The organism is Paraburkholderia madseniana, assembly GCF_009690905.1.
In the GTDB taxonomy this organism is placed as follows: domain Bacteria; phylum Pseudomonadota; class Gammaproteobacteria; order Burkholderiales; family Burkholderiaceae; genus Paraburkholderia; species Paraburkholderia madseniana.
Window position 1 is genome coordinate 22,266 of sequence record NZ_VOSW01000023.1, and the last position, 15,083, is coordinate 37,348.

Below are 15,083 nucleotides of genomic sequence, written 5' to 3' on the forward strand. Positions count from 1 at the left end.
CTTCGCGCACGTTGTATTCGTCAGCCTATTAGGCTTGTCGGGCCGCGGCTAAAGTGGAAACGCTTGCCGGGCGCCTGCTGCTCGCGCAGCAGACGCTTCGAGTCGTCAAATTAATGCCGTGCTTCGCCCGGTGTCGCATCCTTGCCGGTTGCAGGCGGCGTGTCGTCGTCGCTGCTGCGGGCCCAGAAGAAGCGATCGGGCAGATATGCGCCCATGCCTGGCCGGAATGCGTTGCGCATCGCCTGATACAGATACTCCTGCGCTTCGCGCACGGCTTCCGCAGGGTCCTGGCCGTTGGCCAGCAAGGCGGCAATCGCGGCGCCGAGCGTGTCGGTAATGCCCATAATCCGATGGGCGCCGCGGTCCCACATATCCTGGCGCAGTTGGCCGTCTTCGCTGAACAGCGTATTGACGAGCCGGTGCGTGCCGGTTTCCGTCGACAGAATGTATTCGCAGCCTTGCGACAGCAGATGCGAGATCGCCGCGTCGAGGCTCGGCGCCTCGGCGTCGCCGTCCGGCTGGGCGAGAGCGAGCAGCGTGGTCGAATCGGCAACCAGCAAGGTGGTTTGCGGCGCCAGCAGGTCAGCGATCGCTTCGCGCAGTTCGTCGGCGGCGAGCACGTGTTCGTCGTCGAGCGTGAAATCGGGGGCGAGGATCAGCGGGATGTCGTCGTAATCGGCGACCACCTCGGCAATCGCGCTCACCACTTCCGCGCGCGTGCATGCGCCGACCTTGAACGCGGCGATCGGCATGTCTTCGAGCAGCATCCGAGCCTGGGTCGCGACCACTTCAGGGTCGAGTCCGGTGACTTCGTCGCAGCTTGCCGAGTCGCGCACGGTATAGCCCGTGAGCACGGAGACGCCATGGCAGCCCATGCTGGCAAGGGTCATCAGGTCGGCTTGCAGGCCGGAGCCGCCGGTGGGATCGGAAAGGCCGAAGGTGAGGACGATCGGAGGCGTATCGCTGGGCATGAAGATTTACAAAAAGGAGCTGTATTTAGGCGCAGAGGGTGCGCAATCGGCTCAATTATGCGGCCTAAACCGTTATGAAGGCGGTTTTTCGCAGTCTTCGGCGCATTGCCGCAAGCCAGCAGCGCGTGAGCGGCAGCCAGGCGCGACCCTACGCGCAAGCGCCAGCCAAACCGACGCAACCCTCTAGCCAAAGGCCGCCGCACGCTAGGATTGCGCGTTTCTGATTGCTAGGCATTGGGGCGGCAACACGGTACCATCATGGCTCCCGTTTACCCGGACTTTACGACGCGACACAAGAATGGAATATCAAAGCTGGATGTGCCTGATTTGCGGCTGGATTTACGACGAAGAAGCCGGTTTGCCGGACGAAGGCATTGCGCCGGGCACCCGCTGGGAGGACGTTCCTATTAACTGGACCTGCCCGGAATGCGGAGCGCGCAAGGAAGACTTCGAGATGGTCCAGATCTGAGGTCCGAGGGGCAAACGGCGGTGTCCAATTGAGCGCCATGTCGCGTGCCTGCGGCGCGGCGTTTTGCAGGCGGCGTCGGCCGGATCGAGCGCGGTTCATGCGCCCGGAGCGCAGTCCCTACGCGGCGGTGCGGAACGTCCCCGGTTGCACCGTGTCGCAGCGGTAATCTGTCATTGTCCTGTCGCTAGTTCGCGCGTTAGCCGATCAGTCTCTCGTGCAGCGCCGAGCGGCGGCCCGTCAGCTTCCTGTCGCCTGCCCATGACTCTTCGATCCGCTGCACCCGATTCCTTCGATGCATTGCCCAATCCGCGCGGCGGCGCTGTCCGTTCCGCGGAGCTGGCGCTGGCAGAGGCGTTGCTGGCGTTCGAGCAACACCGCGAGAGCACCTCAGCGCTGCTGCGCGCGTCGCACGCGTTGCGCGAAGCCGGCTGGCTGAGCGCGCAGCGCTTCGCTGACGCGCTGGTGCGGCTCTCGCCTCTGGCCGAGGGCGATCCGGCTGACGCGGACAGCGCGCGGCCTGTGTTCGGCGCGGCATTGCACGATTTCCGCGCGGCGCTCGAGCGCCACAATCTGCGCGAGCTGTCCTGTTCGCCCACGCTGTTCAACCACTATCACGCGCTCTGTGCCCATCTGTCGGAGCACACGCCCGGTTCGGCCGTCGCTTTCGAAGATCTCGCCTTGAGCGCGCGCCCGGTGCCGCCGGTGTCGCTGCATAACCAGTCCGCAGATCAACTCGCCCATTTGCGGGCGCGCTACGAGCGCGCGCTGCTGCCGGTGTTGCGCTCGCAACCTGATAGCAGCGGTGCTGCGCTGGCGTTCACGAACGCGGCGCTCGACGAACTGGATGCCGTCTTTACCGAACTCACCGGCCCGGATCCCTACGATTTCTGGCGCCTCGCGAAAGCTTGCGCCAAGGCGCTACGCGTCAGCGGCCGCGCCACCGGAGATGCCGACGCGCGGCGTTTCTACGCGCGCTGCAACCTCACCCTGGCCGATCATGCGCACGGCATCGAGCGCGCGCCGCGTTCGCTGGTGCGTGCGACGCTGGCGCTACTGTGGCGCGATTACGCGCTGTTCGGCGCTGCAGCGGAAGACGCCGATCAGGTCGAAGTGCTGCACGACTATGGCTTGACGGTCGATTGGCACGTCGCGGGCACCCAGGCATCCGAAATGCTTTGGGAAGCTGGCGCCGTGCAGGCGCAGGCGGTCAGCGCGACCCGTAGCACGCTGACGCGCGAGCTGGGCGTGTTAACCGTCAACTCGCACGCGTATGAAGATTTCCTGCAAACGGCCGATGCCTCGATTTCTGCGCTGACCGAGCACGCCCGCGCGGCCGACCAGCCCGAGAAAGCCGATCCGAGCGAAGCGTTGCAGGCGGGCGACGCCGCCTACCGGCTCGGTGCCGCCGCGTGCGCGCTGGGCCTCGGCCACGTGGCGCTGGTTGCCGATGCGCTCGGGCTCGCGTGGCGCCGCCGCGCGCACGCCGGCGTATCGACGCCGGCGGTGCGCGCCCACGTCATCGTCGGTGCACCGGCGGCGAGTACGCTCGAGCAGGCCGCCGAAGCGTTGCGTGCGATGCTGCACAAAGTTGCCGCGGGCGTCGCGCCGACAGGCAGCAACGCTGCACTGGTCGCATTGACGCGTTCGATCGAGCAGGGCGGCGCCTGAACTGCTGGCTGCGGTATCAATCAGCAGCATGCCCTGCGCACCGGCGCCCATCCTCTGCTGTCAACAGCGAGGAGCCATGTTCGAACCCGGAGGCACGCGATATGCGTGTCGTCAACACCGCTGAGCGCGCCATGGACAAGGCCCGCGTGCGTGATAGAGTGCAACTTGATTCGCCGTCGATGGCTCGCGGCGCAGTTCATCGCGCACGTCGCGGTTCCGCGCTCAAAGCCCGCCATCCTGCACCGTCTTTGCTAAAATCCGAACTATGTCCAAGAGTACCGATCGCATCAATCTGACCAATCAGTTCCTGATCGCCATGCCAAACATGGCGGATCCCACGTTTTCAGGAACGGTGGTCTACCTTTGCGATCACAGTGAGCGCGGCGCGCTCGGCCTCGTGATCAACCGGCCGACCGATATCGACCTTGAAGCGCTCTTCAGTCGCATCGATCTCAAACTCGAGATCGAGCCCCTTCTCCATGTGCCCGTCTATTTCGGCGGCCCGGTGCAAACCGAGCGCGGCTTCGTGCTGCACGATCCGAAAGACGGCAATACCTATACGTCGTCGATGTCGGTGCCAGGCGGGCTTGAGATGACCACGTCGAAAGACGTGCTCGAAGCCGTCGCGAGCGGCACCGGTCCGGAGCGTTTTCTGCTCACGCTCGGCCATGCCGGCTGGGGCGCGGGTCAGCTCGAAGAAGAGATTTCGAAGAACGGCTGGCTCACGGTTGAAGCCGACCCGAAGATCGTTTTCGACGTGCCTGCCGAAGAGCGTCTGGAAGCTGCGCTCGCGCTGCTCGGCATTTCACTGTCGATGCTGTCGGGCGAAGCAGGTCACGCATGAGCCTGGCGGCCGGACGTGAGGCGACGCTGCTTGCGTTCGACTATGGTGAAAAGCGGATCGGCGTGGCGGTGGGCAACTCGCTCACGCGCAGCGCACGGGCGCTCGTGATCGTGCAGAACCGCAGCCGCGAATACCGTTTCGAGGCGATTGGCAAGCTGATCGCCGAGTGGAAGCCGGACGCGCTGGTGGTCGGTTTGCCCATGCACCCGGATGGCACGCCGCACGAAATGACCCAACTCGCGAAGCGCTTCGGCAATCAACTGAATGGCCGATTCAATCTGCCGGTGACATGGATCGACGAGCGCTATTCATCGGTCGAGGCGAAGGCGGAAATCCGCGCCGGCAACGGGCGTGCCGACATGCTCGACGCCGAAGCCGCCAGCATCATCCTCCAGCAATATCTAGACGGACTTTCCGACGATCATGAGTTCCATTGACGCCGAAGCGCTTTATCGCGCCGTGCTCGAACAGGTTCGCGCGGCGTATGGCGACGCCTTCAGCGCTGCCGATGGCCCCGTGCTGGCCGGCATCTACAGCGGCGGCGCGTGGCTCGCCGAGCGCCTCGCGCGCGATCTGAAGGCGCCGAGCTTCGGCGTGGTGAATGTCGCGCTGCATCGCGACGACTACGCGAAAAAAGGCCTGCACTCGCAGGCAAGCCCGACCTCGCTGCCGTTTTCCGTGGACAAACGCCGCATCGTGCTGGTGGACGACGTGCTGTACACCGGCCGCACGATTCGCGCGGCGTTGAATGAGCTGTACGACTACGGCCGTCCGGCATCGGTTGAACTGGCGGTGCTCGCCGATCGCGGTGGACGCGAGTTGCCAGTGGCGGCGCGTTTTGTCGGCGGCGTGGTGGATGTGCTGGCCGATGCAACGCTCGTACTCGTCCGCGAAGAGGGCGGCGCGGCAGGCCATCCGCGTTTCTCTTTTCACACCGAGGCACGCGTCGATTGAACGGAGCTTCTCGCGTTGTGCAACACCGTACCCGGTTCGCCGCGTTTCGAACTCCGTATTGGGCAATTGGCCCGGCACAAAGGTTTCGGGCCGACGGCCACCGCGTTTCGCGCGAAGGGCCGACGTAGCCCAAAACCATCGCAAGCAGTCCGCATCGACCCTGATTACGTTGAAGCCCGTATTTGAAGCAGGTACACCGTCAATCACCCCGGCCTAAAGGCCGAGGCTTGTGGGATAGCAATCCGCAAGTCTGAGGTTGACCAGACCATCCGTCGCAAGACGCACCGTTGTGCAGGAGACAGCAGACCCACCGCCAGATGCTTCCTGAGTCTGGCGCTCTGGAAGTCGCAGCAGCAGACAAGCCCCGGGTAGGCACGAAACGGGCTGCGACCGGCAGGTTTTCTCGCCCCCTGCTGCACAACATGGTCGAGGGGAGCGGCGCCGCAAGGCGCCCGTCACCAGGCCCGTAAGGGCAACGCGCCGGACGTTTTCCGGTTGAACACAAGGAGCTGCAGTTGGCGGTATTCGTTCTGGACAGGTCGGGCAAGCCGTTGATGCCGTGCAGCGAGAAGCGCGCGAGGTTGTTGCTCGCGCGCGGGCGTGCGCGCGTTCATCGCTTCATGCCCTTCGCTATCCGGCTCGTCGACCGCGAGCTTCACAGCAGTGTCGCGCAACCCCTGCGCATCAAGCTGGACCCGGGCAGCAAGGCCACCGGACTTGCGCTGGTCCGCGATACTGAACAGGACGGCGCCTCGACGGGAGAAATCCATCGCGGCGCCGTGGTGCTCAACCTGTTCGAGCTGGTGCATCGCGGCCGGCAAATCAGCGAGGCGCTCACCGCGCGGCGCGCTATGCGTCGCCGTCGACGCGGCACCCTGCGCTACCGCGCACCGCGCTTTCTGAACCGTACCCGGCCTGCAGGATGGCTCGCGCCATCTTTGCAACATCGAGTGGATACGACGCTCGCCTGGGTCAAGCGGCTCCAGCATTGGGCCCCGATAACGGCGGCGAGCACTGAACTTGTGCGCTTCGACATGCAGGCGCTCGATAATCCAGAAGTCACCGGCATCGAGTACCAGCAGGGAACCCTGTTCGGGTATGAGCTGCGTGAGTACCTGCTGGAGAAGTGGACGCGCAAGTGCTGCTACTGTGACGTGCAGAACGTGCCGCTCAACATCGAGCACCTGGTGCCGCGTGCACGCGGCGGCTCGAACCGGGTTTCGAACTTGGCAATTGCCTGCGTACCCTGCAACATCCGCAAGGCCGCGCAGCCGTTCGACGTCTTCGTGAAGGACAAGGCGCGCCTCGCGCGCATCACGGCCCAGGTCCGACGCCCGCTCAAGGATGCCTCGGCCGTCAATGCGACCCGCTGGGCGCTGGTCAATGCCTTGCGCGCCACCGGCCTTCCGGTCGAAACCGCTTCCGGCGGACGAACGAAATACAACCGTAGCCAGCTTGGCATCCCGAAGACGCATGCGCTGGATGCAGTGTGCGTGGGCGAGGTTTCGGCCGTCGTGGCGTGGCGCAAACCGACCTTGCAGGTGAAGTGCACTGGGCGCGGCAGCTATCAGCGCACACGACGGGACAGGTACGGTTTTCCGCGGGGCTATCTGATGCGCTCCAAGCGCGTGCACGGGTTCGGAACGGGAGACCATGTGCAGGCCGAAGTGCCCTCGGGCAGAAAAGCAGGCACGCACCGTGGCCGCGTTGCCGTGCGCGCCACCGGCAGTTTCAACATTCAAACCTATGGTCAGGTCGTACAGGGCGTCGCTCACCGCTATTGCCGGGTGCTGCAGCGCGCGGACGGCTATGGCTACTCAAGGATGGCAACTCACAAAGGAGAAGCGGGAGTAGGGGCTGCTACGCAGCCCGGGCTATCCCTCCCCGGCCCGAAGGCCGAGGTTTCCCGCGCAGAAGGATGAACACCGCCACCCAGACTCCGAAGGATTCCGCCGACAGCGCCACCGAGCGCTTCCGTTATGGCTTCCTGAAGGGCAATCCGCAGCTCACGAAGAACGGTGAGCTGAAACATCTGTTGTCGATCGAAGGTTTGCCGAAGGCGATCGTCAATCACATTCTCGATACCGCCGACCAGTTTGTCAGCGTGACCGATCGCGAAGTGAAGAAGGTGCCGCTGTTGCGCGGCAAGTCGGTGTTCAACCTGTTCTTCGAGAACTCGACGCGCACCCGCACGACCTTCGAGATCGCCGCAACGCGTTTGTCGGCCGACGTGCTGAATCTGAACATCAATGCTTCGTCGACGAGCAAAGGTGAGTCGCTGCTCGACACGATCAACAACCTCTCGGCGATGCATGCCGATATGTTTGTCGTGCGTCATGCATCGAGCGGGGCGCCGTACCTGATCGCCCAGCATTGCGCGCCGCACGTGCACGTGATCAATGCCGGCGACGGCCGTCACGCACACCCGACCCAGGGTCTGCTCGACATGTACACGATCCGCCACTACAAGAAGGACTTCACGAATCTGCGCGTGGCGATCGTCGGCGACATTCTGCATTCGCGGGTCGCGCGTTCGGACATTCACGCGCTGACCACGCTCGGCGTGCCGGAAGTGCGCGCGATCGGTCCGCGCACGTTGCTGCCAGGCGGTCTCGAGCAAATGGGCGTGCGCGTGTTCCACAACCTCGACGAAGGCCTGCAAGACGTCGACGTGATCATCATGCTGCGTCTGCAAAACGAGCGGATGAGCGGCGCGCTGCTGCCGTCGGCGCAGGAGTACTTCAAGAGCTGGGGTTTGACGCCGGAGCGCCTCGCGCTCGCCAAACCCGATGCGATCGTGATGCACCCGGGGCCGATGAATCGTGGCGTCGAAATCGATTCCCAGGTGGCCGACGGTCCGCAATCGGTGATTCTGAACCAGGTGACGTTCGGCATCGCGGTGCGCATGGCGGTGATGGGAATCGTCGCGGGCAATCACGATTGATCTCACCACGGCACGCGATCACACACGCACCAGCACACGCGACAAGACACGCAGAACTTAGCTGAACGCTTGGCTAAACATTAAGGCAGCGCATGAAGATTCACATTCAAGGCGGCACGCTGATCGATCCGGCAGCGGGCACCGAACAGCAGCAGGACATTTTTATCGCAGCGGGCAAGATCGTCGCCATCGGCAACGCGCCTGCTGATTTCAACGCAGCGAAGACGATCGACGCTAAAGGCCTGCATATCGTGCCGGGCCTCGTCGACCTGTCCGCGCGCTTGCGCGAACCGGGCTACGAACACAAAGCGACGCTCGAATCCGAAATGGCCGCGGCGCTCGCGGGCGGCGTGACGAGTCTCGTGTGTCCGCCGGACACCGATCCGACGCTCGATGAACCGGGCCTCGTCGAGATGCTCAAGTTCCGCGCGCGCAATCTGGACCAGGCGCATGTGTATCCGCTCGGCGCATTGACCGTCGGCCTGAAAGGCCAGGTCATCACCGAGATGGTCGAGCTGACCGAAGCGGGCTGTATCGGTTTTTCGCAGGCCGATGTGCCGGTGGTCGACACGCAGGTCCTGATGCGTGCGTTGCAGTACGCGAAGACCTACGGCTACACCGTGTGGTTGCGTCCGGTCGATGCCTATCTCGGCAAGGGCGGCGTGGCCGCGAGCGGCGCGCTGGCGTCGCGGCTCGGTTTGTCTGGCGTACCGGTGTCGGCTGAGACGATCGCGCTGCACACGATCTTCGAACTGGTCCGCGTGACCGGCGCACGGGTGCATCTGTCGCATGTGTCGTCGGCGGCAGGCATTGCGCTGATGCGCGCGGCCAAGGCCGAGGGCTTGCCGGTTTCGTGCGACGTTACCGTGAACCATGTGCATCTGATCGACCACGATATCGGCTACTTCGACGCGCAATTCCGGCTCGATCCGCCGCTGCGCCAGCAGCGTGATCGCGAAGCGATCCGCGCGGGCCTCGTCGACGGTACGATCGACGCGATCTGCTCCGACCACACGCCGGTCGACGACGACGAAAAGCTGCTGCCGTTCGCCGAAGCCACGCCGGGCGCGACAGGCTTGGAGCTGTTCCTGTCGCTAACAGTCAAATGGGCCGACGAAGCGGGCGTGCCGTTGGCCAAGGCGCTGAACCGCATCACCACGGCGCCGGCCGACGTGCTGAAGCTGGAGGCGGCTGGCCGCATCGCCGTGGGCGCCGTCGCCGATCTTTGCGTGTTCGACCGCAACGCGTACTGGCGCGTCGAGCCGCGTGCATTGAAGAGCCAGGGACACAACACGCCGTTCCTCGGCTATGAACTGCCGGCGCGCGTGCGGACGACCATCGTGTCCGGTCACGTCGCGTTCGAACAGCGCTAATATTCGCGGCATCGCCCAGTTACGGAAAGCTCAGACAATGAAGCTCGCGTTACGCAAGGCCCGTCTCGTCGCCCATCTGCTGCACGGCATGTGGATCGTTGGGACGCGCTTTTCCAAGGCCGGTGCGGATGGGCGGCAGACGCTCAACCGCGAATGGTCGCTGAAAATGCTGCGTCTATGCGGCATGCGGCTCGTCGTGCATAACGACAGCGCGCGGCTCGACCGCGGCGCGCTGGTGGTCGCCAATCACATCTCGTGGATCGACATCTACGTGATCAATGCGTGGCGGCCTACGCCGTTCGTCTCGAAGGCCGAGATCCGGCAGTGGCCGGTGGTCGGCTGGCTGGCGCAGCAACTGGGCACGGTGTTCATCCAGCGCGAGAAGCGCAGCGATGCGAAGCGGATCATGCATGAGCTGGCCGACCGCCTGGGCGCGGGTGAGCTGATGTGCGTGTTTCCTGAAGGGACGACGACGAACGGTCTGGCGCTACTGCCGTTTCACGCGAATATGTTCCAGGCCGCCGTGTCGGCCTCGGCGCCGGTGCAGCCGCTGTGCATCATGTATGAAGATGCGCAGGGCCGGCAGTCCACCGCGCCGGCGTATATCGACGATCTGACGTTGGCTGATTCGCTGAACATGCTGTTGAGCGGCGGGCCGTTGACCGCGCACGTGTATGTCGGCGCGCCGCTCGCGCCGGGTGCGGATCGGCGCACGCTGGCGGCGGAAGCGGAAGGGGTGATTGCAGCGGCGTTGCGGGAGATGCAGGGCGGCATGACGAGGTCCGGTGCTGCCATCGCGGCGTCGATTTCATCGGCCGACCCGTACAACGCGCCCTACACGCACAACGCCTCTGACGCTTCCAACGCTTCGTCGGCGCTGATCGAACCCGTCGATCAGTCCGGCCGGTCGGCTTAACGGGGCGGCTTAGTTGCCGCCTGGCGTGCCGCACGCCTCGCAGTCGACCTGGGTCAGCGTGCGCTCCGCGGGATTCTGCGCAAGGCGCACGGCCGAGAGTTTCTCACCCCAGACGCAGCCGGAATCCAGCCCGATCAGGTTGTCGCGCAAGGTCAAGCCGAGCGCGGCCCAATGGCCGAACACCACCGTGATGTCCGCGGTCTTGCGCGACGGCACGTCGAACCACGGCATGTTGCCCGGCGGCGCGGAATTCAGACCTGCGCTGCTGCTGAAATCCATCGCGCCTTCGGCATTGCAGAAGCGGATGCGCGTCAATGCGCTGCACGTCAGGCGCAGCCGCTCGATACCCTTGACGCCGGGCGTCCAGCGATTCGGCTCGTTGCCGTAGAGTCCCGCGAGCGTTTCCTTCCAGTTCGGCGCGCGCAGCGCCCGCTGCAATTCGTCGGCGAGTTCCATCGTCAGGGCGGCATCCCATTGCGGTAACACGCCCGCATGCACCATCAGCATGCCGTTATCGAAATGCGCGATCGGACGATGGCGGACCCAGTCGAGCAGATCGGCGGCATCCGGTGCGGCGAGAATGTCGTCGATCGTGTCGCCTTTCTTCGATTTGCGAATCCCCGCCGACACCGACAGCAGATGCAGGTCATGGTTACCCAGCACCGGCACCGCACGGTCTCCCAGCGCGATGATGTCGCGCAGCGTGGCGAGCGATTCGGAGCCGCGGTTGATCAGGTCGCCCGCGAACCACAGCGGCGTGCCTTCGGGCGGCGCGGCTTTGGCCAGCAGTTGCTGGAACGGCTTTCGGCAGCCTTGCAGGTCGCCGAAAGCGAGTGGTAGCAGGTGCGGCTGCGGAACGGCACTAGATCCGGCACTAAACGCGGCAGGAGAAGCGACGGTGGAAGCGGTGGAGGATGTCATCAAGAAGTCGGTACAGTTCGATACACGCGGTTACGAACAAGGCGTGCCGCGTTGGGCGGTGCAGCAAATTAGCGTGACATAATAGCCCGTTTGATGCACGGATATCGTGGCAAGCGCCGTCGGGAGCGGCCAGCAAGTGGCATTCCCGGGGCGTCAGGCGCACCGCAAGGGCCGCGCGCGATATTGCACCACAACAGGATCACCCTCGTGAACGGAGAAAGCATGTCGTCTTTTCATGCGAATCAACCTATCCGCACACTCGTCACCGGGGCGAGTGGCTTCACGGGCCGCTATCTGGTCGACAATCTGCTCGGCCGCGGCCAGACCGTGATCGAAACAGTGGCCGGGCGCAACGAGCCCGAAACGCCGACGCGCCTCAGACTCGACATTACGTCGCCCGACGCCTGCCGGCGCGTGATCGAAACCGCGCGGCCCGACTACATCGTGCATCTGGCGGCGATCAGCTTCGTGGGCCATAACGATCCGCTCGACTTTTACCGCGTCAACGTGATCGGCACGCTGAATCTGCTGGAGGCCTGTGCGGCTGTCGGCCATACGCCCCGCAAGCTGTTGATCGCGAGCAGCGCGAATGTTTACGGCAATGTCACCAGCGACGCCATCGACGAGACCTTCCCCGTCACGCCAGTGAATCACTACGCCGCCAGCAAGGCGGCCATGGAAACGATGGTGCGGACCTGGTTCGACCGGCTGCCCATCTTGATCGTGCGGCCGTTCAACTACACGGGCCGCGGGCAGACATCGAACTTCCTCGTGCCGAAGATCGTCGAGCATTTCGCGCGGCGCGAGCCTGCGATTGAGCTCGGCAATATCGATGTGGCGCGTGATTTTTCGGACGTGCGTTACGTGGCGAACGCTTATGAGGCTTTGCTTGACTCGGAGGCCGCTGCTGAAACGGTCAATGTCTGTACCGGCACGCCGTACACGCTGCGGGAAATTCTGTCGGCGGCGAGTGAGCTGACCGGGCATGAGCTCGAGGTTCAGGTCAATCCTGCTTTCGTGCGACAAACGGACGTGAAGATGCTGGCTGGGTCGCCGGCCAAGCTGCGCTCGCTGGTGCCGAAGGTTGAGGCGATTCCGTTTATGGATACGTTGCGGTGGATGTTGGCGGCTTAATAGGCGCAACCGGCGGTATCTGCGGGCATCTGCCGTTATCTTGTGTAGTAGGTCCGCTCGGCCGACACCGCAACGTCGCTACCCCGCTTATGTGGCCGGCCGGTTCAGCCCCCTTGCGCCGGTGCCCTCTGGAGGCGGCGCTCGCCGTCAAACTATCCCTCGGTAGTCAGCGGAAACCGAACTTGTCAAGCTGTTTCAAGTTGTTAGGGTTCTAGTTTTTGCCCCGGGCGGCTTTATAATCAGGGCTTTATAAGATTGGCGTTTGAGCGCCTGCCCGCTGTGCGAGGGGCGGCGCCGGGCGTTGACAAAAACTCGGACTCCACCACGCGGGGTGCGTAGATCGGTGAATCGATTCCGATCCGCCGCCAACATCTAGAAGGGAAATTCATGATCCTGGTAACGGGCGGTGCCGGCTTTATCGGCGCCAATTTCGTGCTCGACTGGCTCGATGCGTCGGACGAATCGGTGCTGAACGTAGACAAACTGACCTACGCCGGCAATCTGGGTACGCTCAAGTCGCAACAGGCCAATCCCCGGCATGTGTTCGTGCGGGCCGATATCTGCGATCGTGCGGCGATGGATGCGCTCTTTGCCGAGCACAAGCCGCGTGCCGTGCTGCACTTTGCCGCTGAAAGCCACGTGGATCGCTCGATTCACGGCCCGGCTGATTTCGTGCAGACCAACGTGGTCGGCACCTTCACGCTGCTCGAAGCCACCCGTCAGTACTGGAATACGCTTGGCGAGGCCGACAAGGCCGCGTTCCGTTTCCTGCATGTCTCGACCGACGAAGTGTTCGGTTCGTTGTCCGCTACCGATCCGCAATTTTCCGAGACCACGCCGTACGCGCCGAATAGCCCTTATTCGGCCACCAAGGCAGGTTCCGACCATCTGGTGCGCGCCTACCATCATACGTATGGTCTGCCGGTGCTCACCACGAACTGCTCGAACAACTACGGCCCGTACCAGTTCCCTGAAAAGCTGATTCCGTTGATGATCGCCAATGCGCTCAGCGGCAAGGCGCTGCCGGTGTACGGTGACGGTCAGAACGTACGCGACTGGTTGTATGTCGGCGACCATTGCAGCGCGATCCGCGAAGTACTCGCGCGCGGCACGCCGGGCGAGACGTACAACATTGGCGGCTGGAACGAAAAGAAGAACCTCGACGTCGTGCATACGCTGTGCGACCTGCTCGATCAGTTGCGTCCGAAGGCAGGCGCCTCGTACCGCGACCAGATCACCTATGTGAAGGATCGTCCCGGCCACGACCGCCGTTATGCGATCGACGCCCGCAAGCTCGAGCGCGAACTGGGCTGGAAGCCGGCTGAGACGTTCGAGACCGGCCTCGCCAAGACGGTTCAGTGGTATCTGGACAATCAGGCGTGGTCTGACGAAGTCGCTTCGGGTGAGTATCGGAAGTGGGTTGAGACCAACTACGCGCAGCGCGCGTAAGGGCACGGCAATGGCGCGCAAAGGCATTATTCTCGCGGGCGGATCGGGCACGCGCCTGTATCCGATCACGCATGTCGTCTCCAAGCAGTTGCTGCCGGTCTACGACAAACCGATGATCTACTACCCGCTGTCCACGCTGATGGTGGCGGGTATTCGCGATGTGCTGATCATCTCCACGCCGCAGGATACGCCGCGTTTCGAAGCCATGCTCGGCGACGGCAGCCAGTGGGGCATGAACATTCAGTACGCGGTTCAGCCTTCGCCGGACGGTCTCGCGCAGGCGTTCATCATCGGCCGCGACTTTGTGGGCAACGATCCGTCGGCGCTGATTCTCGGCGACAACATCTTCTACGGTCACGATCTCGCGAAGCAACTGGAGCGTGCGAACGAGAAAGACGAAGGCGCTACCGTCTTCGCGTATCACGTGCACGATCCGGAGCGGTATGGCGTCGTCGAATTCGACAAGCAGTTCCGCGCGTTGTCGATCGAAGAGAAGCCGGCCAAGCCGCGCTCGCACTACGCGGTTACCGGCTTGTACTTCTACGACAAGCAGGTCTGCGATATCGCGGCGGACATCAAGCCGTCGCCGCGTGGCGAGCTCGAAATCACCGACGTCAACTCGCGTTATCTGGCCAACGCCGCGCTCAATGTCGAGATCATGGGCCGTGGTTATGCGTGGCTCGATACGGGCACGCACGATTCGTTGATCGAAGCGGCGACGTTCATTGCGACGTTGCAAAAGCGTCAGGGTCTGGTGGTCGCGTGTCCGGAAGAGATTGCTTACCGGCAGGCATGGATCGACGGTGAGCAATTGCTTGCGCTGGCCAAGCCGCTCGCGAAGAACGCCTACGGGCAGTATCTGCAAAACCTTCTTACGGATCAAGTTGCATGGCCATCCAAGTAACCGCTACGGCGTTGCCTGAAGTCAAGATCATCGAGCCGAAGGTGTTCGGCGATGCAAGGGGCTTTTTCCTCGAAAGTTTCAACGCGCGGGAGTTTGCTGAGAAGGTCGAGCCGGGTGTCGAGTTCGTGCAGGACAATCATTCGCGTTCCGCGAGGGGCGTGCTGCGTGGGCTGCACTACCAGATCCAGCATGCGCAGGGGAAGCTCGTGCGCGTGGTCGAGGGCGAAGTGTTTGACGTCGCGGTCGACGTACGCGAGAGCTCGCCGAATTTCGGCAAGTGGGAAGGCGTGGTGCTGTCCGGCCACAGCCACCGGCAGCTTTGGATCCCACCTGGGTTTGCTCACGGCTTCGTGGTATTGTCGGAAACGGCCCAGTTCCTCTACAAGACCACCGACTACTGGTATCCGGAGCACGAGCGTAGCATCGTGTGGAACGATCCTGAAATCGGCATCGAGTGGCCGATCGATTTCGAGCCAGTGTTGGCTGCGAAAGACGCGGCCGGAAAGCGGTTGAGCGAAGCAGAACGCTTTGCGTGA

At 63.6% G+C, this 15,083-nt stretch carries 15 protein-coding genes; 13 read left to right on the top strand and 2 right to left on the bottom strand.

Features of this window, described 5'->3' with window-relative positions:
* Positions 1 to 110: 110 nt before the first annotated feature.
* Positions 111 to 971, bottom strand: a complete 861-nt coding sequence (locus FSO04_RS14085; protein WP_154560269.1) for a hydroxymethylpyrimidine/phosphomethylpyrimidine kinase — start codon at positions 969 to 971, stop codon at positions 111 to 113.
* Positions 972 to 1,269: 298 nt separating this feature from the next.
* Between FSO04_RS14085 and FSO04_RS14090 the strand changes: the two genes are divergently transcribed.
* From FSO04_RS14090 to FSO04_RS14130, 9 genes are all read left to right on the top strand, one after another.
* A complete protein-coding gene (locus FSO04_RS14090; protein ID WP_006047743.1) occupies positions 1,270 to 1,440 on the top strand; it encodes a rubredoxin in 171 nt (56 codons plus the stop codon).
* A 258-nt stretch (positions 1,441 to 1,698) separates the two neighbouring features.
* Entirely contained in the window at positions 1,699 to 3,108 is a 1,410-nt protein-coding gene (locus FSO04_RS14095) for a FimL-related protein (protein WP_154560270.1), read from the top strand.
* Between the two features lie 265 nt (positions 3,109 to 3,373).
* The gene (locus tag FSO04_RS14100; protein WP_020069822.1) at positions 3,374 to 3,952 is read left to right on the top strand and encodes a YqgE/AlgH family protein; all 579 of its coding nucleotides are present in this window, start codon (positions 3,374 to 3,376) and stop codon (positions 3,950 to 3,952) included.
* Complete coding sequence (ruvX, locus tag FSO04_RS14105; protein WP_115782008.1) at positions 3,949 to 4,389, top strand: Holliday junction resolvase RuvX; 441 nt, start codon at positions 3,949 to 3,951, stop codon at positions 4,387 to 4,389. Before FSO04_RS14100 ends, ruvX begins: the two co-directional genes overlap by 4 nt.
* Entirely contained in the window at positions 4,376 to 4,906 is a 531-nt protein-coding gene (gene pyrR / locus FSO04_RS14110) for a bifunctional pyr operon transcriptional regulator/uracil phosphoribosyltransferase PyrR (RefSeq protein ID WP_154560271.1), read from the top strand. Before ruvX ends, pyrR begins: the two co-directional genes overlap by 14 nt.
* 515 nt (positions 4,907 to 5,421) lie before the next feature.
* The gene (gene iscB / locus FSO04_RS14115) at positions 5,422 to 6,828 is read left to right on the top strand and encodes an RNA-guided endonuclease IscB (protein ID WP_154560272.1); all 1,407 of its coding nucleotides are present in this window, start codon (positions 5,422 to 5,424) and stop codon (positions 6,826 to 6,828) included.
* Positions 6,825 to 7,850, top strand: coding sequence for an aspartate carbamoyltransferase catalytic subunit (locus FSO04_RS14120; protein WP_154560273.1), 1,026 nt, complete (start codon positions 6,825 to 6,827; stop codon positions 7,848 to 7,850). The genes iscB and FSO04_RS14120 overlap by 4 nt, the downstream gene beginning before the upstream one ends.
* A 92-nt stretch (positions 7,851 to 7,942) precedes the next feature.
* Positions 7,943 to 9,223 (top strand): dihydroorotase, encoded by a 1,281-nt coding sequence (locus FSO04_RS14125; RefSeq protein WP_154560274.1) that lies wholly within the window; start codon positions 7,943 to 7,945, stop codon positions 9,221 to 9,223.
* A gap of 37 nt (positions 9,224 to 9,260) precedes the next feature.
* A complete protein-coding gene (locus FSO04_RS14130; RefSeq protein WP_154560275.1) occupies positions 9,261 to 10,139 on the top strand; it encodes a lysophospholipid acyltransferase family protein in 879 nt (292 codons plus the stop codon).
* 9 nt (positions 10,140 to 10,148) lie between these two features.
* On the opposite strand, the gene FSO04_RS14135 is transcribed toward FSO04_RS14130, so the two are convergent.
* Entirely contained in the window at positions 10,149 to 11,060 is a 912-nt protein-coding gene (locus FSO04_RS14135) for a symmetrical bis(5'-nucleosyl)-tetraphosphatase (protein WP_154560276.1), read from the bottom strand.
* A 222-nt stretch (positions 11,061 to 11,282) separates the two neighbouring features.
* On the opposite strand from FSO04_RS14135, the gene FSO04_RS14140 reads away from it, so the two are divergent.
* From FSO04_RS14140 to rfbC, 4 genes are all read left to right on the top strand, one after another.
* Entirely contained in the window at positions 11,283 to 12,194 is a 912-nt protein-coding gene (locus FSO04_RS14140; RefSeq protein ID WP_154560277.1) for a GDP-mannose 4,6-dehydratase, read from the top strand.
* A gap of 387 nt (positions 12,195 to 12,581) precedes the next feature.
* Entirely contained in the window at positions 12,582 to 13,643 is a 1,062-nt protein-coding gene (gene rfbB / locus FSO04_RS14145) for a dTDP-glucose 4,6-dehydratase (protein ID WP_154560278.1), read from the top strand.
* Positions 13,644 to 13,653: 10 nt separating this feature from the next.
* The gene (gene rfbA, locus FSO04_RS14150; protein ID WP_154560326.1) at positions 13,654 to 14,547 is read left to right on the top strand and encodes a glucose-1-phosphate thymidylyltransferase RfbA; all 894 of its coding nucleotides are present in this window, start codon (positions 13,654 to 13,656) and stop codon (positions 14,545 to 14,547) included.
* The gene (gene rfbC / locus FSO04_RS14155; RefSeq protein WP_154560279.1) at positions 14,532 to 15,083 is read left to right on the top strand and encodes a dTDP-4-dehydrorhamnose 3,5-epimerase; all 552 of its coding nucleotides are present in this window, start codon (positions 14,532 to 14,534) and stop codon (positions 15,081 to 15,083) included. Before rfbA ends, rfbC begins: the two co-directional genes overlap by 16 nt.

Coding starts and splice junctions, on each gene's coding strand:
- FSO04_RS14085 (WP_154560269.1), bottom strand. CDS start 971: ATGCCCAGCGATACGCCTCCGATCGTCCTCACCTTCGGCCTTTCCGAT.
- pyrR (WP_154560271.1), top strand. CDS start 4,376: ATGAGTTCCATTGACGCCGAAGCGCTTTATCGCGCCGTGCTCGAACAG.
- ruvX (WP_115782008.1), top strand. CDS start 3,949: ATGAGCCTGGCGGCCGGACGTGAGGCGACGCTGCTTGCGTTCGACTAT.
- FSO04_RS14095 (WP_154560270.1), top strand. CDS start 1,699: ATGACTCTTCGATCCGCTGCACCCGATTCCTTCGATGCATTGCCCAAT.
- FSO04_RS14100 (WP_020069822.1), top strand. CDS start 3,374: ATGTCCAAGAGTACCGATCGCATCAATCTGACCAATCAGTTCCTGATC.
- FSO04_RS14090 (WP_006047743.1), top strand. CDS start 1,270: ATGGAATATCAAAGCTGGATGTGCCTGATTTGCGGCTGGATTTACGAC.
- rfbC (WP_154560279.1), top strand. CDS start 14,532: ATGGCCATCCAAGTAACCGCTACGGCGTTGCCTGAAGTCAAGATCATC.
- FSO04_RS14120 (WP_154560273.1), top strand. CDS start 6,825: ATGAACACCGCCACCCAGACTCCGAAGGATTCCGCCGACAGCGCCACC.
- FSO04_RS14140 (WP_154560277.1), top strand. CDS start 11,283: ATGTCGTCTTTTCATGCGAATCAACCTATCCGCACACTCGTCACCGGG.
- rfbA (WP_154560326.1), top strand. CDS start 13,654: ATGGCGCGCAAAGGCATTATTCTCGCGGGCGGATCGGGCACGCGCCTG.
- rfbB (WP_154560278.1), top strand. CDS start 12,582: ATGATCCTGGTAACGGGCGGTGCCGGCTTTATCGGCGCCAATTTCGTG.
- FSO04_RS14135 (WP_154560276.1), bottom strand. CDS start 11,060: ATGACATCCTCCACCGCTTCCACCGTCGCTTCTCCTGCCGCGTTTAGT.
- FSO04_RS14125 (WP_154560274.1), top strand. CDS start 7,943: ATGAAGATTCACATTCAAGGCGGCACGCTGATCGATCCGGCAGCGGGC.
- FSO04_RS14130 (WP_154560275.1), top strand. CDS start 9,261: ATGAAGCTCGCGTTACGCAAGGCCCGTCTCGTCGCCCATCTGCTGCAC.